Raw genomic sequence first — 21507 nt, 5'->3', positions numbered from 1 at the left:
CCTTTATCGGCTTCAAAAAATATCAGAATGAAAACAGGAATTGATGCTATATCTTTTGATGTAGCAAACATACATTTACCCATAAAAACTTTGGCAATCGCCAGAAATATTGAACCAGAAAAATTAGAAAAAGGTCTTGGATTACTAAAAATGACTTTCCCGGATGTTCATCAGGACGCCGTTGTTTTTGGAGCAAATGCTCTAACCAAACTTATCATTGAGAATAAAATTGATTTAAAAGAAATCAGCAGAATTTATGTTGGTACTGAAAGCGGTATTGATAGCTCGAAACCAATTGCCTCTTATTTAATTAGTTTGATGGAGCAGAAATTTGGCGAAGATGCATTAGCAGAATGTGATGTTGTAGATTTTACTTTCGCTTGTATTGGCGGTGTTGACGCTTTGCAGAACTGTTTAGATTTCGTAAAACTGAACCCAACCAAAAAAGCAATCGTAGTTACTTCAGATTTTGCAAAATATGATTTGAACTCTGGCGGAGAATATACGCAGGGTGCTGGCGCTGTTGCCATGTTAATTGCTGCAAACCCAAAAATTATTGCTTTTGATGAAAATTGGGCAACCAGCACAAAAGGCGTTTTTGACTTTTTTAAACCGTACAGAACTATCTCTAAAGAAGAAATCACAAAAAACACCAACAACGATTCCTGGTTTGACAATTTAGAAGCCGAAATCGAAATACACAAAGACCAACCAGTTTTTGACGGTCAATATTCGAATCAATGTTATATGGACCGTACGCGCAATGCTTACTTTTCATTCAAAAAATTAAAAAACACTACTGAAACTTTATACAAAACCTGGCATAGTATCATAATGCATTTACCATATTCTTTCCAGGGAAGAAGAATGTTGTCTGAAATCTACGCTTTAGACAGTGCCGAAAAAATTATTGCTGATGATATCGCGCCTGCAGATTATCAGACAAAAATTAAAGAAGTTACAAAATCTGATGATTACAGAAGTTTTGTAACCGAGAAACTACAACCTGCAGAATTGGCTTCTTCTTTAATAGGGAATCTTTATACAGGTTCTATTTTCATGGGATTGTTGTCGACTTTGGCTCAGTTCTATGATACAAACAAAGAAGTTGCCGGAACTAAATTCGGTTTCTTAGCTTACGGAAGCGGATCGAAGTCTAAGGTTTTTGAAGGAACAATTCAGCCAGAATGGAAATCGGCTTTAGAAAATGTAAAACTTTTTGAAAATTTAGCAGAAAGCGTAGAAATTGATTTTAATACTTATGAAAGTCTTCATAAAAAAGAACAAAAACAAAGCGTGAGAACTCCAAAAAATGAATGGGTTTTAGATCGAATTGAAAAAGAAATTCCTGTTTTAATTGGAGCGAGATATTATAAATGGGTGGACTAATTTTTTAAATTCCTCCCGATAGCTATCGGGACCAAATTCCAACTAAAAAAACCGAAGCGATTTGCTTCGGTTTTTTTGTTTTATACAGATTCTTAATCGAAATGACAAGATTGCTTAAAACCTTTGGCAAAGATCACAACTTAGATGAATTGCCTCCAGCTTTAGCTGGAGGTATAAAAAAGATCTTCGCTAAAATGGCTTTAGCATAAATCCTCATTTTGGCTAAAGCCGATTAACTGTTGCAAATATTTACCCCCAGTTGAAACTGGGGCCTATTGAATGTACCTTATTTATAAATCGTAAACTTATTATGACTCAAAGTAAAACCAAGATTTTCATAAATCACCACATTTTCTACTCTTTTTTTATTTGTGGTTATTTCGATGCTTTTTAAATTATTTTTCTCAGCAAAATCTAAAATCTCATTTATTAATAATCTTCCAACACCTTGACCGCGATATTTTTGATGAATAAAAAATTCCTGAATTTCACCAACCAATCCGCAATGATGCAGAAGATTTTGAGTATGAAAACTAATAAATCCTAAACCTTCTGTTTCGTTTTCGGCAATCAGATAAAGATTTTTGGGGTTTGAAATATTTTCATTGAATATCATTTCGAAAACTTCAAAATTTAAAACTTCATTTTCCAGTTCGCAGATTGCTTTGTAAACAAAGTCTAAGTCTTGATTTTGGATTTTCTTATTTTGATGTTTGAGCTCATAATTTTATCAATGTTTTAGAAACAAAATCAATCCCGCTATTAAAAGATGAATTATTGAGATCATTAATAATGTTTTAGTTTTATTAAAAGCTTTATCGTACAAAAGTCCATAAATAGGGAATTGTATTAGAGCGAAAAAATAAAAAAGAAACTCAATTTCAAACTGTAAAAAAACTGATGCCCACGGGAATAAAACAATCAATTGATCTCCAAATCCGTGACCTCCACCCGAAATAATTATAGATGCGATTAAAATCATTGGAGTTGTAATACTCAGATTAATTGTCCATTTATATTTTGACATTCATTTTTGTTTTAATGTTTTTCTAATCGAAAATAAGAATTAAAATAATACTATAGAGATTATGAAATACTAAGATTTTTCAATCTTTGCGTTCATTGTGGTTAAACAAACGCATCACAATTAGAACCAAAACAAATAATAAAACTTTAAGAAATCAATTTCGTGCTGTTTACTGAAAAAACGTAATTTTGAAATTCGAAGTTCAAAAACGAAATAATTATGAAATATCATCAAATAAACAGCGCTCTTTTTGTAAAAAACCGCAGAAAGTTCATGGCTGAAATGAAACCAAATTCTGTTGCAGTATTCAACTCAAATGACATTTATCCAATTAGTGCCGACAGTACTTTGCCATTTGCACAACATAGAGATATTTTTTATCTGAGTGGTGTAGATCAGGAAGAAAGCGTTTTGCTTTTGTTTCCAGATGCGCCTTACGAAAGTCAAAGAGAAATTCTTTTTTTGAGAGAAACCAACGACCACATCGCAGTTTGGGAAGGTGAAAAACTGACTAAAGAACGTGCTTTTCAGGTTTCGGGAATTAGAACAGTTTATTGGTTACAGGATTTTCATAAAGTTTTGAACGAAATGATGACGTATGCCGATACAATGTATATCAACACCAACGAACATTACCGCGCAACTGTAGAAACAGAAACTCGTGAAGCTCGTTTTGTAAAATGGTGGAAAGAGCGTTATCCGGCTCACAACGTTGCAAAAAGCAACCCGATTTTACAAAGATTGCGTTCTGTAAAAGAAAGCGAAGAAATCGATTTGATTCAGCACGCTTGTGATATAACAGAAAAAGGTTTCCGCAGATTATTAGGATTCGTAAAACCAAATGTTACCGAATATGAAGTTGAAGCCGAATTGGCTCATGAATTCATCCGTAACCGTTCTAAAGGTTTTGCTTACACGCCAATTATCGCTTCTGGAAACAATGCAAATGTTTTACATTATATCGAAAACAACCAGCAATGTAAAGCCGGAGATTTATTATTATTAGACGTTGCGGCAGAATATGCAAACTATTCTAGTGATATGACGAGAACAATTCCAGTTTCGGGACGTTTTTCTGATCGTCAAAAAGCGGTTTACAATGCTGTTTTGAGAGTTAAAAATGAAGCTACAAAAATGCTTACACCGGGAACTCTTTGGAAACAATATCATGTTGAAGTGGGTAAAATCATGACTTCTGAGCTGCTTGGTTTAGGCTTAATTGACAAAGCCGATGTTCAGAACGAAAATCCTGAATGGCCAGCTTATAAAAAATATTTCATGCACGGAACTTCTCACCACATGGGACTTGACACGCACGATTACGGATTGCTTCACGAACCAATGAAACCAAATATGGTATTCACGGTTGAACCGGGAATTTACATTCCGGCAGAAAAATTCGGAATTCGTTTAGAAGATAACGTTGTGGTTCAGGAAAAAGGAGAACCTTTTAATTTAATGCGCAATATTCCGGTTGAAGCTGACGAAATTGAGAGTTTGATGAATTCTTAACAGAAATTAGAATCAAGATTATAGATAAAAGACGGTTTCTTTGAATAGAAATCGTCTTTTTTTTTAACCGTTTAGATTAACTAATTTGAACTCAATTGCTTACTATTTTTAACTGAAACGAACTTATATTTCTTATATGGCTTTAGCTTTTTTATCTTTGCGTTTTATACTTTAAAAAAAATGTTTTGAAAAATATCCTATATAAAAATACCAAAATATCTTTTACTGATTCTGGAGAAGGAAACACAATTGTACTGCTTCACGGCTTTCTAGAAAACAAAAAAATGTGGGCAGAATATGTTGAATTGTTTTCAAAAAAATACCGCGTTATTACAATCGATTTATTAGGCCACGGAGAAACTGATTGCTTGGGTTATGTACACGAAATGGAAGATAATGCCAATGCAGTAAATGAAGTTTTGGAAAATTTAAAAATTGGAAAAGCTATTATTCTCGGACATTCAATGGGCGGTTATGTTGCTTTGGCTTTCGCCGAATTATATCCAACCAAAATCAAAAAATTGGTTTTATTAAATTCTACTTCAAAAGAAGACAGCGCCGAAAAAAAGCTAAACAGAACACGTGCCATAAAAGCTGTAAAACAAAACTATGTGAATTTTGTAAGCCTTTCGATTGCAAATTTATTCAGCGAAAACAACAGAATACGTTTAGTCGACGAGATTGAAAAAGTAAAAGAAGAAGCTCTAAAAACGCCTTTACAGGGAATTGTTGCTTCGCTGGAAGGAATGAAAATACGCAAAGACCGTGAATGGCTTTTGCAGGAAAACAGATTTCCGGTGTTATTGATTCTTGGAAAAAAAGATCCTGTTTTAAATTACGAAGAAAATCTCACTCAAATAGAAGATACAACAGCAGAATTGGTTACGTTTGAAGACGGACATATGAGTCACATCGAAAACAAAGAAGAATTAAAACCTGTTTTATTAGACTTCTTCAACTAATAAACAAATAACTTTATAAAAGCAGAAAAGGCCATTTCGCACAATACGAAACAGCCTTTTCTTCATTTTGGGGGCAAAAGTTATAGTTTTGAAATAATATCTTTCTTAAATTTCCCTAAAGTAGCTCTTGTTAATCCAAGATTTGCTTTTTTAGCATCAACAGCTAAGTAAATAAAATACTGGCCGTCTTCAGAAACATCTATAATATGTATTTGATCCGTCAATGTAATTAATATATCGTTTATTTTTTGATCTAATCCTAAAGCTTTAATGGCGTTTATTTTTGCTTTTACAACTTCTAAATTATAAGCAGATGCTAATTCCGGATCAAAATCTGGTCGAACAGAAAGTGAGCAGTAAGACATTCCTGTCTCAACCTCAGTTACTGAAACTGCTATAAATCCGCTAACATTTTCTTTTAAATCATTTTGAAAATTTTGTAAAAAATCTGACATGTGTATATATAATATTTGGTTTAAAATTAGTTGCTAAAAACAGTATCCATTTTTCGAAGTAAAAGCCCCATTTTACTAATGTCTTTAGAAAGCAATGCTACACAATTATCATCCTGGCTTTTATTTGCAACTACAATACCATCATTATTTTTAATCATGACTTGTTTTAAGTCGCCATTATTAACATCTTCGGACATTTCTAAACACATTTTTAAAATCATCCCAATCATTGCGGCCACATTTCCATCATATTCTAAGTTTACAGATTCTAATAAAATTCCATCTATATTAAAACTAATTCCAGACTCTGCTCCTGTCTCTTCAACCAATGTATTTAAGTCGATCATAATACTGTCAATTATTTAAGAAATTCAAAGTTATTTTTAATAAGGAGAATTGTTCGATAAACACTTGTTAAAAAAACATAGACACACAACTATCTGACTCACTTTTATTTATAGTATAATTTAAGTCAATTTTTAAAAGAAAATCTTCAAAAATATTTAATAGAAAAATGGGAATTATTCAAAAAAGAAACATTTTTATCCATAAAATTTAAAACATAGTTTTGCTATGCACAGATAATCAGTTTAATAGAAGTTTTTAGTAAATTTGGAAAAAATTATTCAGATGAAAACAGTAGACGAATTACGCTTTGATTTAAATGTAAAACTGATGAAGTTTAGAAGATTTCGTTTTGAAAACGGACCAGTAAACAATCCGAACTCACAAGAATCTGAAAAGAAAGGCTTCTTCAAAAAAATATTTAGTTAAAAACTACTTACAAAAAGCTGCGGTAATTATTCAATAATACTCGCAGCTTTTTCCTTTATTAGTGAGTTTTAGCTTCTCATCAAATTTTTATTAATTTTAAAAAGGATTACATTTTTATAAATAGAAAACTAATTTGGCTTTCTATATTTTGTATTCGGTTTTTTTCTGCCAATTTAGTCTGCTGATAATTGCTATTGGAAATTGTTCATAAAACCCAATCAATTTTAAAAAACCTCTAAACATAATTTTTAATTTTAAATAAGAGAACTTTCTTCAAAATCTCCATTTTTGGTTCTGATTTAAAATTATCAGAATAAAATTATAAATCTTTAAAAAGGTACTGGTTTTGTTTAGCGCGAGAAAATTTGATCATCTGAGGAACGGCAGAACTATTAGGTAAATCAATTTCAACGCTACTAAACTTTTTCCTCAAAAGGAATATTGCTATCAAAAATCTCTTTCAAAAGCAAAACAATTTCTTCTAAATAATTATTTAAAGTTGCTCTGCTAACCGTTATATCCAGATCTTTATCTTCTCTAAATCCAAAAGGCAAAAATCCTGATTTTAAGTTTTTAAAAGAAATAATTCCAACTTCTATTGGAACATTTCCTGCATTTTCTTCAAACATAAAAGCATAAGCCAAAACCTGAATAATTTTATCATTTTTAAGCTCCTGAGTTAATCCATCCCAGGATTTAAGTATAACGTTTGTTTTTTCGACTTTTCCGGTCTTATAATCGATGATTCTTATTTTTCCGTTGCGAAGTTCAATTCTATCCACATTTCCTTTAATTAAAACCGGAAACGGGAGACCCGGATGAACAAGATTTCGTTCAAAAGTTTGTTCTAAAGCTAGAATCTGAATCGCATCTCCATTACTAATTGATTCTAATTCAATTTTTAAGAAATTTGAAACATTGCGTTTTGCAACTTCAAAAGCCAGAAGATTACGACCCTTTTTAATTTCACCTTCTTTGTAAACCAGTTTAAATTGTTTCAAAACTTCGTTATCTAATAATTTGAAACAATTTTCTAGATCCGATTCTGAAATAAATTTGCCAATAAAAGGTTCGTACAACGCTTTTAATGTTTCGTGAATAATCGTTCCAAGCGTATTTAAAGCAATATTTTCCTCGACTTCTTCTACTTCACGAATGCGAAGAATTTTTTGGAAATAAAATTCAATAGGATTTCGAATATAACTTGTTAAAGCCGAAGGAGAAAAACCCGTAGAAGCAATTTCTCTCAAACGTTCCATAACTGCTTCAGATTTTGGAATAACCATTGGCTGATAAGCTGTTGTTGGTAAAACTGGATTATAGATATCAAAAGTAAGATTATGTTTCGATTTTTTCTCAACTTCAAGCTGCGTTATAAAACGGCTCCTTTCGCCGGCGTCCAATCCGTCATTTTCTGTATTATAAATCAAATAAATGTTTTTTGCTCTTTGCAGTAAATGGTAAAAATGATAGGTATAAATAGCATCTTTTTCTTTAAAAGTAGGCAGACCTAATTCTTTTTTTACATCATAAGGAATAAATGAATTTTGAGATTTTCCTGCCGGAAACTTCCCTTCATTCATAGAAGTTACAATCACGGTATCAAAATCGAGAACACGGCTTTCCAGGACTCCCATAATTTGAAGTCCACGCAGCGGTTCACCTTCAAAAGAGACCTCGGCAACATCAATTATCTGCTTATAAATTGCATGAAGTGTATCGATGTTATCTATATGCGTATGCTGCGAATAATAATTAATGAGTTTATTAATCACTTTAAAAACGGCATAGACAAAAGTTTTGGCTATTTTTTCTTCTTCATTATCATTATTAAAATTCTGTTTTATAAGAAGTAAGATTGCTGAAATATTTTCAAGAACAGCAATTGAACCATTTTCCCATTTTTGAAATAATAAAGAAAACAATTCAGAAGGATTTTGATTAAGTTCTAAAATCTTATTTAGTGTAATAAAAGTATAATTATTTTCTTTGATCACCCGAACAATATGATTTGTTTTTGCATACGGTTCAACCAATGGATGTGTCAAAATATCCAGGACATCTTTATAATAAAAAACATAACTGCCGCCTGTTCGCGATAATGCATTGGTATGCATTTTAAAAAATTTGGCCACCAATATTTGTGATGGATTATTTTTTCCCGAATATCCCATGGTAATATTCAAAGCTCCAACCGACGAAGGAAGTGAATATAAAACCGGAATTAATAAGTTTTCTTCACCCAGAACTATTGCTGTTTTATCAAGAGAAACCATCGGGTTTTCATTTATCAAATCCTCAATAATGCTTCCCGCTATTTTAGCCTGTCCTATAGTTTTTGGAGTTCCAATTACTTTGATGTTTTTGGTTTGAGAAAAATCATCTACAATCCATTCAAAAGGATGAAATTTATAATGTTTCCAGCTCTCTTTAAAGCGGCGCACAAAAAGTCCTGCATCGTGAAAAGGGTCATTTAAAAATGTTTGATCGACATCCCAATAAATCTTTGCCTGATCCAGAGCCAAAAGATGCTGCACAATCTTTTCTTCTGCAGCATTCAAAGCATTAAAACCAGCAAAAATAAATTTGCGATTCGAAATAGTATTTGAAAAATGATCTAGATTATTTACTGCTTCTCTGTAAATCAAACCTTGATAACCGATAGATTTATTTAAGAGATGATTATAAAGCGAATCATAGTATAATGGAAGAAGCTTCCAAAAGTCGATATAATTTTCCAGAAGTTTGGTTTTATTTTCGACTTCTATTCCCCATTTCTTAATATCTTCAATATCTTTTAAATAAGACAAAACATGATTAGGATCTAACAGATAACGATCAATTTCGTTAAAGTCCTGCAGAAGTGTTTTTGCCCAATTAGCAAAAAGCTCAAAAGACTGCTGATGCTGTTTTTCTGTAACCGATAAATAAACTTCATAAAACTCAAACAGCAACTCAATTGAATCTACAGATCGTATTGAAGCAACGTCCTGAACAAAATCTTCAATACTAATAATTTCCGGAGAAAGTATCGTTTTAGAAGTTTGTTTTTTAAGCGCTTCGATTAAAAAAACTTTAGCTCTTTTGTTTGGTAAAACAATAGTAGTTTCAGCAAGTTTGTCTGAGTATTCCTGAATTACAACAGCTGCAATTTTTTCTAGAAAAGAAGTATTTATCATTTTATAAAAATAAAAAAAGCCATTCAATTAAGAATGGCTTTTCTGTATTTATTTACTAAAGTAAATTATAGTTTACCTTGGTATTTAGAACCTACGTGTTTAATTTCAGTTCTTCTGTTTTGTGCTTTACCTGCAGCAGTTTTGTTACTAGCAACTGGTTGAGAAGATCCAAATCCTTTAGCTTCTAAGTTCTCTGGGTTAACACCTCTTTGAACTAATGCATCTAATACAGCTTTAGCTCTGTCCTCAGATAATTTTTGGTTGATTTTAGCAGAACCTGTGTTATCTGTGTGTCCTTCAATGCTGAATTTCGCGTTTGGATAGTTTTTAAGGATTTCTTTAATAGCATCTAATCTAGCTGGAGTTTCTTTGTCACCAGTTTTGAAAGTAGCTTTTCCTGAGTTGAAGTAGATTGCTCTAGCTTGAACTTTAAGATCTTCTAAAGCTTGAGAAGATACTTCAGGACATCCTCTGTTACTAGCTGGACCAGCAACTGTAGGACAGTCATCATCTTTATCTAAAACACCATCTTTATCAGCGTCTAAGAAAGGACAACCACCATTTTCTTTTGGACCTGCAACTGTAGGACATTTATCATCTTTATCAGCGATTCCGTCTCCGTCAGTATCAGGACAACCTTTTAAAGCAGCTAAACCAGCAGTATCAGGACAAGCGTCATCTTTATCAGCAACACCGTCACCATCTCTATCTGGACATCCGTTTAATGCAGCTAAACCAAATTCATTTGGACAAGCATCAGAAGCGTCAACGATTCCGTCACCGTCAGTATCAGGACATCCGTTGAATTGTTTTAAACCTGCAACATCTGGACAAGCATCATCTTTATCGTAGATACCGTCACCGTCAGTGTCTTTTCCACCAAATTTGAATACAAGACCAGCAGTGTGTTGGAAGTGAGATGGAGCGTCTGGAACACCAGCAGCATCTTCTCTATCTCCGCTCACAGACCATTTGTATCTTGTAGCTAACTCAAGACCAATAGCGTCAGTAAACCAGAAAGTTAAACCAGCACCTGGGTTAACAGTTCCATAGCTGCTATCTCCGAAGAAAGTATAACCTCCACCAACAGATAACGAAGGATCAATCACTTTAGATTTGATTAATTCCTGGAAGCTGTATTTGATAGTAGCATCAATTCCGTAGTACATTAAATCACCAGGATTGTAAACAACTAGACCTCTTGCATCGTGAGCTGGATTAGTTGGATCAAAAACAACATATTTGTCGATTTTGTTCACAGATCCTTGTAAACCTACAGAGAAACCACTACCAACATATCTAGACACACCAATGTAAGATAAAGAAGGAAGAATATTCCAGTTACCTTTTACATCAAATGGCTGAGAAAAGTGTGCAGGGAAAAAGTCAACATGATCTGGACTTGCACTAGTCCTTGTATCCACAGCATTAACCCCAAAAGAGATCGCCCATGGATTGTTACTGTCTTGCGCGTGAGAACTTAAACCCATCGCCATCATCACAGCAACTAAAAGTTTGTTAAGATGTTTCATACTTAATTTTTTTAATTACAATTTAGTTAATTACAAGCAAAAGTAACACCAAATTTTTTAAATACAAAATCAAATGTTAAAAAAAACCTACAAAAATTACTCCAATGTGGTAATTATATAACTTTTAACATTTTACCTGTTAATATAAATGCTTCTATAGCTTTGTCTAAATGTTCCTTAGTATGTGCAGCGGAAAGCTGTACTCTGATTCTTGCTTTGTCTTTTGGGACTACAGGAAAGAAAAATCCAATCACATATATACCATGTTTTAAAAGTTCGTTTGCCATTGTCTGCGATAATTTTGCATCATAAAGCATTACGGGCACAATTGCAGAATCACCGTCAATTATATCAAAGCCGGCTTTTTTCATTCCTTCCTTAAAGTAATTAGTATTCCATTCTAACTTATCCCTAAGCGTTGTGTCTCTCTCTAACAACTCAAAAACCTTTATAGATGCCCCTACAATGGACGGCGCTAATGAATTTGAAAACAAATATGGTCTTGATCGCTGACGTAAAATCTCAATAATTTCTTTTTTAGCTGTTGTGTAACCACCCATTGCTCCGCCTAATGCTTTTCCTAATGTACCTGTTATAATATCAACCCGACCCATTACCCCTTTTGCTTCAAGCGTTCCTTTTCCTGTTGCACCAATGAATCCGGCAGCATGGCATTCATCAACCATAACTAATGCATCGTATTTATCAGCAAGATCACAGATTTTATCCAGAGGCGCTACTAAACCATCCATAGAGAAAACACCATCCGTTACAATTAATTTAAAACGAGCTCCTGCTTCATTTGCTTTTATTAACTGCTGTTCCAGATCTTCCATGTTGCTGTTGTCATAACGATAACGAGCCGCTTTACAAAGACGAACCCCATCTATAATTGAAGCATGATTTAAACTATCTGAAATAATCGCATCGTTTTCTCCTAATAAAGGTTCAAAAACTCCTCCATTTGCATCAAAAGCTGCTGCATATAATATAGTATCTTCTGTACCATAAAAATCGGCAATCTTTTTTTCTAAAGTTTTATGAATATCCTGTGTTCCGCAAATAAAACGTACAGATGACATTCCGAAACCATGTGTATCCATTGCGTCTTTTGCAGCCTGGACTACCTCAGGGTGCGATGAAAGTCCTAAATAATTATTGGCACAAAAATTTAAAACTTTCTCTCCTGTCGAAATTGTAATCTCTGCTCCTTGCGCAGAAGTTATAATTCGCTCTTTTTTGAAAATTCCATTTTCTTCGATTGTCTGCAGCTCACTTTGCAGATGTTCTTTAATTTTACCGTACATTTTTATCTATTTAAAACGTTAAAAATTAACAACTTAACCCGTAAAAAGAGTAGTTATTTCTTTAACATCTGATTAATTTTTTCACAAATTTACCACTTCAATTTCCGATCCTATATATACCAAAACCTTTTTTAACACTTTGTATCCTAAATCTTCAATAGCATCTTGATATTCTTGAATTTGCTGTTTATATTTTGGATTTATTGCACCAGTTTTATAATCTAATAAATAAGCCTCGTGATTGCCGGTTAATACAATACGGTCTGGTTTTAAAATCTTTCCTTGTTTTTGAACAATCGTTTGCTCGTTTAAAACCTTGTAATTCCCTTCAAAACAAATATTTAACTCTGGATGATTTACAATTTCATGAAGTGTTTTTACAACCATTTCAGATTGATCGATAGTAATCAAACCATTTTCAAGTGCTTTTGTTACTGCAAGATCAACATCTGATTTATCTTTAATAAAAGCCAAAATTTCATGCACAATATTTCCATACGAAATAGCTTCTTGCTGATGCGTTCCCCACATCAAAGCTTCACGCTGCGCAATTTTAATATTTTTTGGATTTAAAACTTCTTTTACAATCGGAATAGTTTTTACTAAATCTACTGATTCTTCAGTTTTAGAAAGTCGGGCTTTATTTCCAAATTCATATTCTACTATTTCAGACTCATAAATTCCTTTACTCATTAAATATTTAATAAAATAGGAGGCCATGTTATTGGGTAATTCTCCATCTTTTCTTTCTTTTAAAGATTGAGAAATCACATACAGCTGCTCTTCTGCACGTGTCAGCGCCACATATAAGACATTTATATTATCCAGCAGCTCTTCTTGTTTTTTTAAATTAAAAACTACCGAAGCGCTTTCCCCAAAACCTTCAACTGCACTGCTGTTATCAATTAAAGCTTTTGGAACCCCCAAATCTGTCTCTTCTGCATCAAGCCATAATTTATCTTTTGGTTTTCGATTATAATCTTCCTCGGCAAAAGGCATTATTACAACGGGAAACTCCAATCCTTTAGACTTGTGTATCGTCATAATTCGAACTGCATTATTTCCTTCCGGAGAAGGAATACTGAACTTTCCGGAATTTTTATCCCAATAGCTCAGAAAATCAGCAATTCCGGCTTGGTTTCGAATATCTCTTTCTAAAACAATATCGAGAAAAAACTGTACGTAAGCATTTCCTTCTGAAGGGAGAACAAATTTTGAAATGATTATTTCAACGGCTTCATACAATGATTTTTTTCTAACATTTTCAAAAGAAAGCGAAACATCAAAAGCTAAAAGCCATTTTTCAAAATCTTCTTCATTTTTTTGCTGCATCCCCTGGGCAATGAAATCATGAATTGGCATTTCGATTTCTTTATTTTCTGCCAGAAAATGAAGAAAATATGCTTTTGATTCTAAATCGGCATTATTGTTTAAATAACGCAAAAGATTAATTATTAAACGAACTTCTGTTGCGTTTTCGATCATTAAAGTTTCGGAAGATAAAAGTGGAATGTTTTGTTCAGTCAAATAATTTGCTATTGCAATTCCCTGATCTCTTTTTCGGGTCAAAATTACAATATCATTATATTCAAATCCTTCGCGAACAACTTTTTGAATTGTATTTAAAGTTGCTAAAACATACAAATCTGACTTCTCTACAACTTCTTCATCATCAGCAAAATCATTTTTTTCGATTATTGGAAGAAAAGAAATATTTACATACCCTCCTTTTTTTGAATTTGTATTCTGAAAGCTGTGATTTTCATACAAATCTTTGTAATCTTCATTTGCAAATTCTGCAGAAATCAATTTAAAAAATGCATTATTAAACTCAACAACTTCGCTGTAACTTCGATAATTTGTATTTAAATGTTTAATAGCTTTATCCGGATTATTGAACGGATTTACATCTTTACTTAGTTCAATAAACTGCTCTGCTTTTCCTCCTCTCCATCTATAAATAGATTGCTTTGGATCTCCAACGATCATTAAAGTTCCTTTATTTCCTAAATCGTCTAAACCTGAAAGCGAGTTATCTATAAGCGGAATCAAATTCTGCCACTGCATCTCAGAAGTATCCTGAAACTCATCAATAAAAAAATGTCGGTAACGCTCGCCTAAACGTTCATAAATAAACGGCGCCGGCTGATTTTGAATTTCGCGATGAATAATCGCATTGAATTCTGAAATGGATAAAACATTTTGTTCAGATTGAATTTTTGCCAGTTCATTGCTGACAGTGTTTAATAATGAAAGCGGCGTTATATTTTTTAGAAATGCTTTATAAAAATCTCTTTTTTCAAAATTTTTATAAACCTTATCTAATATTTGAAGAAGTTCCGGAATTATGTTTTCGATTAATGCTTTGTCTTGTGCGGTTTTATTAATCGCAATGTCATCAAATTCATGAAAGGTTTTGTTTCGCGGATTGTATTTTCCATCACGAATGTTTTCTAAATGATTCGGAAATGTTCCGCGGGAAAAAGATTTTAAATCAATTCCGTTTTTATCAATTAAAGAGAGTGCTTCAATCGCAAATTGTTCATTTTCTGATTCTAATTCTTTGCACAAAGCCAGCATTTTCTTTTTAATCTCGACAAACTCTTCGATTGTTTTGTCATTAAAATGAATAATCTCATTTCGATTATTTTCATTCAGAACCAAACGGCCCGTTTCCAGAATTTCACGCGAAATATCCCAGCTTTTATCATCATCGGTTTTTTCCATCGTAAAATCGATCAGCAATTTGGTCAGCGTTTCGTCCTGACCAGCCTGAGCAATAATAGCATCAACAGCTTCGATTAACAAATTTTCTGTATCCAAAGTGACTTCAAATGTCATTGGAAGATTTAAATCGTGTGCAAAAGCCCGAATTACTTTGTGTGTAAATTTATCGATGGTAGAAATATCAAAAGCAGCATAATTATGAATTAAGTGCTTTATAATACTTTGAGATTTTATTTTTAGCTGAATAATCGAAAGTCCAGTTTCGCGGGATAAATCCTCCATCAAATCTATCGCTTTCGCGGAAGGCTCTTCTTTGGCAAATTCAGACAAACTTCCCACAATACGGCTTTTCATTTCGTGAACCGCTTTGTTGGTAAAAGTTATCGCCAAAATATTCCGATAGGCATCATTTTTTGGAGAAGAAAGAATAATTTTTAGATATTCTTTCACCAAAGTATACGTCTTTCCTGATCCTGCAGAAGCATCATAAATAGAAAAAGACGGACTTTGCATAAGCTTTGGGTTTTAGCATTGTAAAAATAGTACAATAATATTAAACCTCAATAATGAAAAAATCCAATAATGAAAAATTCCAAATTCTAAGATCTAAAGCTGATATTGGAATTTGGAATTTGAAATTTTGATATTTTAATCTAATTTATGCGTGTTTAGGAAATGCTCTTTTGTTGAAAACCAATAATATTCCAACTCCTGTAGAAATTGCCATATCGGCAACATTAAAAATAGCATTAAAAAAAGCGAAATGTTTACCTCCAAAAACTGGAAGCCATGCTGGAAGCTCTCCTTCCCAAATAGGGAAATAAAACATATCCACTACCAAACCATGAAACCATGTTCCGTATGGTTGTGGAGAAAAAAGCGTAGCAAGGTTATGCTCGCTGCCGTCAAAAATTACTCCGTAAAAAACAGAATCGATAATATTACCCGCTGCTCCGGCAAATATTAAAGCGATTGAAACGATCAAATAAGTCGAATGACGTTTTTTAACTGCATCTGCAAGCCAGTATCCAATTCCGAATACTGCAAAAATTCTAAAAACTGTCAAAATCAGTTTTCCATATTGTCCAGGTATTTTTGTTCCCCAAGCCATTCCTTCATTTTCAATAAAATGAATTCTAAACCAATCAAAAAGTACTACCTCTTCACCTAAAACGAAGTTTGTTTTTACGTAGATTTTAGAAAGCTGATCGACAATTAAAACTAAAAATATAAGGAAATACGCTTTTCTTAATGACATTTTATGATTTTTTGATGCGCAAAAGTAACAATTAAATCAAAAAAAACGCTCCATTAGGAACGTTAATTGTTTTGTAATAAAATAAAAATCGAGCAATTGCCTTCAATTTTATAATTATACTTATTTTTTTGCAGTCGCTTTTGCCGGACTGTCTGAAAAGAATTCCGAGATCGATTTAAAGATACCTTTGCTCGGTTTTCCAGCCGCAGCCCTCTTCGCTTCTGCCTTTTTAACTTCTGCTTTGAATTTGACACGTAATTTTTCAAATTCTTTCATTCTGTGTTCTACATCAGAATTTACATCTTTGAATTTCAATACTTTAGCCATGGTGTAAGTTTTTTAAGTAAAAAAATAAAATATTTAACGATTTGGTTCTACAATGATACATAATTTAATTTATATTTGTTAATAATAATTAACAATTGTTTAGGACGAATCTCAATTATAACCTATATACATTACCAAAAATGAACTAATTTTAACATTACCCCCAAACCTTACAAAATTATGAATGAAATAACTACTATTCTAAACAACTTTTTGGTCGAGACAAAAGCTAGTGCGGCATTAATTTTAAACGGAAAAGGAAAACTAATTACTTCTCTTAATCTTGACTACAGCGACAGTATTGCAGCTATGAGTGCCGGAATATTATCAATGAGCGAAAAATTTCTAATCGATTTAGAGAAAGGCTCTTTAAAGCAACTTTACTTAAAAAGTTCCGATGGGGTTGTCGTCGGAAATAAGATCAGCGGTTCAAACTTCGTCATTGCATTTTCCAGAGAAGGAAGCAACCTTGGAATCTTAATGCACTCTACCGACGAATTATCTGTAGAATTAAGCAAAAATTCGCTATTAAAATAATATACATCTATTAACCACAAACCCCAAGAACTATGAGTAACGACTTTTTAAACGTTTTTTTGAATGAAATGAAAACTAACGTAAACGGCTTTATTGCTGTAGCTGTAACAGAAATTGAGACAGGATTAAGCTTTGGAAACATAACTGTAGATTCAGCTTTTGATCCTGAACTTGCAGCTGCTTATAATCTCGAAGTTGTAAAAGCAAAACTGAATGCGGTTAAAGCTTTAGGCTTGAATCAGGATATTGAAGATATTTTGATTACACTTTCAAACCAAATTCACATCATTGACATTTCACCAAACAAAAAATTTATGATTTATCTTGCGGCAGATGCAAACAAAGCTAATCTTGGAATGACAAGAGCGGTTTTAAGAAAGCACAAAGCCGATTTAGAAAAAAATCTGGCATAACAATTTTACATTAAAAAAACCGCACTGATAAAGGCGGTTTTTTTTTGAACTTATTCTAAAAATTCTCAAGTAATTACACTTGTTTTATTCCTACAAAAAATGGTTGTTTTAAAAATGATTATTTTGATTAATTATAAATAATTTCTTTCAATACTCAATCCTCCCTGTAAAATTGGGAAACATGAAAGATTAAACAAAAAAAAACGCCCTTATCCAGGAGCGTTTTTTATTCAATATTTATATAAATACTTATCTCTGCAAATTTTTAGCTTCGATACTCATTGTTGCATGAGGAACGATTTTAAGCCTTTCTTTGCTAATTAATTTACCTGTTACTTTGCAAATACCGTAAGTTTTGTTTTCTACACGGAATAAAGCGTTTTTTAAGTCACGAATGAATTTCTCTTGTCTGATTGCCAACTGAGAGTTTGCTTCTTTAGACATGGTCTCACTTCCTTCTTCAAAAGCTTTAAAAGTTGGAGAAGTATCGTCAGTTCCGTTATTTAAATCATTCATGTAGGCACTTTTGATCAAATCAAGATCTTCTTGCGCTTTTTTTATTTTTGCTTGGATTATCTCTTTGAACTCTGCCAAATCTGCATCAGAGTATCTTGTAATTTCATCTATCATTTTAATAATTATTTTGAAATTAATATCATTGTTTTAATATCATCAAACTCAATTTCTGTGCCGTTTTCTAAAGCGTCAGCAAAAACCAAATTGTCTGTTAATGTCTCAGACTTAATATAGTCTTCATTTTTTGAAACGGCTTCTTCTAATGTGCTGTTTCTTTTTATTTGTACCTTAATCTTATCAGTAACTTCAAATCCTGAATCTTTACGGATATTCTGAATACGATTTACCAATTCTCTTGCGATACCTTCGTTTTTCAATTCCTCAGTTATTGTAATATCTAACGCAACTGTAATTCCGTTTGAATTCGCAACTAACCAGCCTTCGATATCTTGTGATGTAATTTCTACATCTTCTAATGATAAAGTTACACTATTTCCTGCAATAACAATATCCAGCGTTCCCTGCTTGTCCAGCTGATTGATCTGATCTGCAGAAAAAGCTTGTATTTCCTTAGAAATCAATCCCATATCCTTTCCAAAACGCGGTCCAAGAGCCTTAAAATTAGGCTTAATTTGTTTAATCAAAATACCTGAATCATCGTCTAAAAGTGTTATTTCTTTCACGTTTACTTCAGCTTTTACCAGGTCAGAAATCGCTTCGATTTCAGCACGCTGATTCTCGTCAAGTACCGGAATCATTACCTTTTGCAGAGGCTGACGAACTTTTATCATCTCTTTTTTACGCAGCGACAAAACTAAAGAAGAGATGGTTTGCGCCTTCTGCATTTTGCTTTCCAACGTTTTATTAACAAAGTTTTCGACAAATTTTGGAAATTCAGCCAAGTGAACACTAGCAAAATTCTCGATTCCCGTAGAAACTGTCAAATCTCTGTATAATTTATCCATAAAAAATGGAGCTACCGGAGCGCTTAATTTGCTGATTGTAAGTAAGCAGGTATAAAGCGTTTGGTAAGCTGCAATTTTATCTTTTGCATACTCTCCTTTCCAGAAACGGCGACGGCATAAACGAACGTACCAGTTACTTAAGTTTTCCTGAACGAAATCAGAAATTGCTCTTGTCGCTTTTGTTGGCTCATAATCTTCGTAGCATTCGTCAACAAATTTTATTAACGAATGTAATTCAGAAATAATCCATTGATCGATTTCTGGTCTTTCGTTTAACGGAATTTCTGCCTCTGCATATTTAAATCCGTCGATGTTTGCATATAACGAGAAGAATGAATAGGTATTGTAAAGTGTTCCGAAGAATTTACGTTTAACCTCAGCAATTCCTTCAAGGTCAAACTTCAAGTTATCCCACGGATTTGCATTCATAATCATATACCAGCGTGTAGCATCAGGACCGTTTTCTGCAATGGTTTTAAATGGGTCTATGGTATTTCCTTTACTCTTAGACATTTTAATTCCATTTTTATCTAAAACAAGACCATTTGAAACTACGTTTTTGTATGCAATTTTATCAAAAACTAAAGTTCCGATCGCATGTAAGGTATAGAACCATCCACGAGTTTGATCTACTCCTTCGGCAATGAAATTTGCTGGAAAATCTTTATTTCCGTCAATTTTATCTTTGTTTTCAAAAGGATAGTGCCATTGTGCATAAGGCATTGCTCCAGAATCGAACCAAACGTCGATTAGATCACTTTCGCGCTTCATTGGTTTTCCAGAAGCAGAAATCAAAGTAATTCCATCAACAACATTTTTATGCAAATCGATTAAATCATAATTTGATTCAGACATATTTCCGATTTCAAATCCTTTAAACGGATTTTCTTTTTGAAAACCTGCTTCGATCGATTTTTCGATTGCATTGTACAATTCTTCAACAGAACCGATAATAACTTCTTCTGTTTTATCTTCTGTTCTCCAGATTGGCAAAGGAATACCCCAATATCTAGAACGAGATAAGTTCCAGTCGTTGGCATTTTTAAGCCAGTTTCCAAAACGTCCTTCACCAGTAGATTTAGGTTTCCAGTTGATAGTTTCGTTCAGGTCGAACATTCTATCTTTTACATCGGTTACTTTAATGAACCAAGAATCTAGTGGATAATATAATAACGGCTCATCGGTTCTCCAACTGTGTGGATAACTATGTACGTATTTTTCAACCTTAAAGGCTTTATTTTCTTCTTTTAATCGAATAGCAATTTCAACATCTACAGACTTCTCCGGAGCTTGTCCTGCATCGTAATATTCGTTTTTAACGTATTTACCAGCCAAATCACCAACATGAGAGGTGAATTTTCCTTGTAAGTCAACTAAAGGCACTGCAGTTCCGTTTTCGTCTAAAACTAACATTGGCGGAACTTCTGGTTTTGCTTCTTTTGCTACTTTAGCATCATCTGCACCAAAAGTCGGAGCTGTATGCACGATTCCTGTTCCGTCTTCTGTGGTAACGAAATCACCAGAAATTACTCTAAACGCATTTTCAGCATTTTCATAAGGCAGTACATAAGGCAGTAATTGCTCGTAACGTATTTCTACTAAATCTGCTCCTTTTGCTTCGGTTAAGATTTTGTACGGAAGTTTTTTGTCGCCGTTTTTTACATTGTCAAAATCAGCGTCATCTTCGCTTAGGAAATATCCTTTTCCGAATTGTTTTCCAACTAAGTTTTTAGCTAAAATAACATTAATCGGTTCAAAAGTATATTGATTGAAAGTTTTAACTAAAACATAATCGATTTTTGGCCCCACTGTCAAAGCGGTATTTGACGGAAGTGTCCATGGAGTTGTCGTCCAGGCCAAAATGTGAATATCTCCAAAACCTTGTAAAAATCTTGGAAGCGTTTCTGGTAAAGTTTTGAATTGTGCTACAATTGTAGTATCGGTAACATCACGATAAGCTCCCGGCTGATTTACTTCGTGAGAAGATAATCCAGTTCCTGCTTTTGGAGAATATGGCTGGATTGTATATCCTTTGTACAACAAACCTTTATCGTAGATTTGTTTCAAAAGCCACCAAACAGATTCCATGTATTTTGGTTTATAAGTCACATACGGATCTTCCATATCAACCCAATACCCCATTTTTTCGGTCAAATCATTCCATACGTCAGTATAACGCATAACGGTTTTTTTACACGCTTCATTATATTCTTCGATAGAAATGGTTTTACCAATATCTTCTTTTGTAATTCCTAATTCTTTTTCGGTACCTAATTCTACAGGCAGACCGTGAGTATCCCATCCGGCTTTTCTTTTTACCTGAAAACCTTTTTGAGTTTTATATCTGCAAAAAATATCTTTAATTGCACGCGCCATTACGTGGTGAATTCCCGGTAATCCGTTTGCTGAAGGCGGACCTTCAAAAAATATGTAAGGTTCAGCACCTTCGCGAGTTGTTACACTCTTTTCAAATATATTTTCTTTCTTCCAAAAATCAAGAACTTCAGACGCTACAGTTGGTAAGTCAAGTCCTTTGTATTCAGTAAATTTTGTACTCATTTTATCCTTTTCTTAAACGAGGTGCGAAAGTAAGGAATTTTGAGGAAAATAGATAAAAGATAACGGAA

18 protein-coding genes are annotated in these 21507 nt (G+C 33.2%); 6 read left to right on the top strand and 12 right to left on the bottom strand.

All coding sequences use genetic code 11. The features are described from left to right. Positions 1–27 precede the first annotated feature (27 nt). Positions 28–1389: a hydroxymethylglutaryl-CoA synthase family protein gene (locus BUC29_RS09575; protein WP_073415666.1), complete on the top strand. Its 1362-nt coding sequence runs from the start codon at positions 28–30 to the stop codon at positions 1387–1389. Positions 1390–1675: 286 nt separating this feature from the next. Here the strand turns inward: BUC29_RS09575 and BUC29_RS09570 are convergent, their stop codons facing one another. Both BUC29_RS09570 and BUC29_RS09565 read right to left on the bottom strand, forming a co-directional pair. Beyond that, positions 1676–2005, bottom strand: a complete 330-nt coding sequence (locus tag BUC29_RS09570) for a GNAT family N-acetyltransferase (RefSeq protein WP_244160809.1) — start codon at positions 2003–2005, stop codon at positions 1676–1678. A gap of 114 nt (positions 2006–2119) precedes the next feature. Further along, complete coding sequence (locus tag BUC29_RS09565; RefSeq protein WP_073415662.1) at positions 2120–2416, bottom strand: hypothetical protein; 297 nt, start codon at positions 2414–2416, stop codon at positions 2120–2122. 219 nt (positions 2417–2635) lie between these two features. Here BUC29_RS09565 and BUC29_RS09560 point away from each other — a divergent pair, with 219 nt between their 5' ends. Further along, positions 2636–3928, top strand: coding sequence for an aminopeptidase P family protein (locus BUC29_RS09560; protein WP_073415660.1), 1293 nt, complete (start codon positions 2636–2638; stop codon positions 3926–3928). Between the two features lie 185 nt (positions 3929–4113). After that, on the top strand, positions 4114–4890 hold the full coding sequence (locus tag BUC29_RS09555) for an alpha/beta fold hydrolase (protein ID WP_073415658.1): 777 nt from the start codon (positions 4114–4116) through the stop codon (positions 4888–4890). An 80-nt stretch (positions 4891–4970) separates the two neighbouring features. Here the strand turns inward: BUC29_RS09555 and BUC29_RS09550 are convergent, their stop codons facing one another. Together BUC29_RS09550 and BUC29_RS09545 are read right to left on the bottom strand one after the other, a co-directional pair. Next, positions 4971–5345 (bottom strand): hypothetical protein, encoded by a 375-nt coding sequence (locus BUC29_RS09550; protein ID WP_073415656.1) that lies wholly within the window; start codon positions 5343–5345, stop codon positions 4971–4973. 26 nt (positions 5346–5371) lie between these two features. Further along, complete coding sequence (locus tag BUC29_RS09545; protein ID WP_073415653.1) at positions 5372–5692, bottom strand: roadblock/LC7 domain-containing protein; 321 nt, start codon at positions 5690–5692, stop codon at positions 5372–5374. Positions 5693–5975: 283 nt separating this feature from the next. Here BUC29_RS09545 and BUC29_RS21515 point away from each other — a divergent pair, with 283 nt between their 5' ends. Beyond that, positions 5976–6119: a hypothetical protein gene (locus tag BUC29_RS21515; RefSeq protein WP_167369530.1), complete on the top strand. Its 144-nt coding sequence runs from the start codon at positions 5976–5978 to the stop codon at positions 6117–6119. A 416-nt stretch (positions 6120–6535) separates the two neighbouring features. Here the strand turns inward: BUC29_RS21515 and BUC29_RS09540 are convergent, their stop codons facing one another. The 6 genes from BUC29_RS09540 to BUC29_RS09515 form a co-directional block, all read right to left on the bottom strand. Then, positions 6536–9298 (bottom strand): PD-(D/E)XK nuclease family protein, encoded by a 2763-nt coding sequence (locus tag BUC29_RS09540; RefSeq protein WP_073415651.1) that lies wholly within the window; start codon positions 9296–9298, stop codon positions 6536–6538. Positions 9299–9363: 65 nt separating this feature from the next. Continuing rightward, the gene (locus tag BUC29_RS09535) at positions 9364–10830 is read right to left on the bottom strand and encodes an OmpA family protein (RefSeq protein ID WP_073415649.1); all 1467 of its coding nucleotides are present in this window, start codon (positions 10828–10830) and stop codon (positions 9364–9366) included. A 113-nt stretch (positions 10831–10943) separates the two neighbouring features. Next, entirely contained in the window at positions 10944–12137 is a 1194-nt protein-coding gene (gene kbl / locus BUC29_RS09530) for a glycine C-acetyltransferase (RefSeq protein WP_073415647.1), read from the bottom strand. 81 nt (positions 12138–12218) lie between these two features. Further along, positions 12219–15377 carry a UvrD-helicase domain-containing protein gene (locus BUC29_RS09525; RefSeq protein ID WP_073415644.1) on the bottom strand — a complete coding sequence of 1053 codons (3159 nt, stop codon included), beginning with the start codon at positions 15375–15377 and terminating at the stop codon, positions 12219–12221. Between the two features lie 145 nt (positions 15378–15522). After that, the gene (locus BUC29_RS09520; protein WP_073415642.1) at positions 15523–16122 is read right to left on the bottom strand and encodes a lipoprotein signal peptidase; all 600 of its coding nucleotides are present in this window, start codon (positions 16120–16122) and stop codon (positions 15523–15525) included. Positions 16123–16242: 120 nt separating this feature from the next. Next, positions 16243–16449, bottom strand: coding sequence for a hypothetical protein (locus tag BUC29_RS09515; protein ID WP_073415640.1), 207 nt, complete (start codon positions 16447–16449; stop codon positions 16243–16245). A gap of 180 nt (positions 16450–16629) precedes the next feature. On the opposite strand from BUC29_RS09515, the gene BUC29_RS09510 reads away from it, so the two are divergent. Next, entirely contained in the window at positions 16630–16986 is a 357-nt protein-coding gene (locus BUC29_RS09510; RefSeq protein WP_053473352.1) for a roadblock/LC7 domain-containing protein, read from the top strand. A gap of 32 nt (positions 16987–17018) precedes the next feature. Beyond that, the gene (locus BUC29_RS09505) at positions 17019–17399 is read left to right on the top strand and encodes a hypothetical protein (RefSeq protein WP_073415637.1); all 381 of its coding nucleotides are present in this window, start codon (positions 17019–17021) and stop codon (positions 17397–17399) included. Positions 17400–17648: 249 nt separating this feature from the next. Here the strand turns inward: BUC29_RS09505 and BUC29_RS09500 are convergent, their stop codons facing one another. Both BUC29_RS09500 and ileS read right to left on the bottom strand, forming a co-directional pair. Further along, the gene (locus BUC29_RS09500; RefSeq protein WP_012022792.1) at positions 17649–18029 is read right to left on the bottom strand and encodes a TraR/DksA family transcriptional regulator; all 381 of its coding nucleotides are present in this window, start codon (positions 18027–18029) and stop codon (positions 17649–17651) included. Between the two features lie 8 nt (positions 18030–18037). Next, complete coding sequence (gene ileS, locus BUC29_RS09495; protein WP_073415633.1) at positions 18038–21439, bottom strand: isoleucine--tRNA ligase; 3402 nt, start codon at positions 21437–21439, stop codon at positions 18038–18040. Positions 21440–21507 lie beyond the last annotated feature (68 nt).

The organism is Flavobacterium defluvii, assembly GCF_900129555.1.
Taxonomy (GTDB): domain Bacteria; phylum Bacteroidota; class Bacteroidia; order Flavobacteriales; family Flavobacteriaceae; genus Flavobacterium; species Flavobacterium defluvii.
This window is presented reverse-complemented; position numbering and strand designations above follow the sequence as displayed.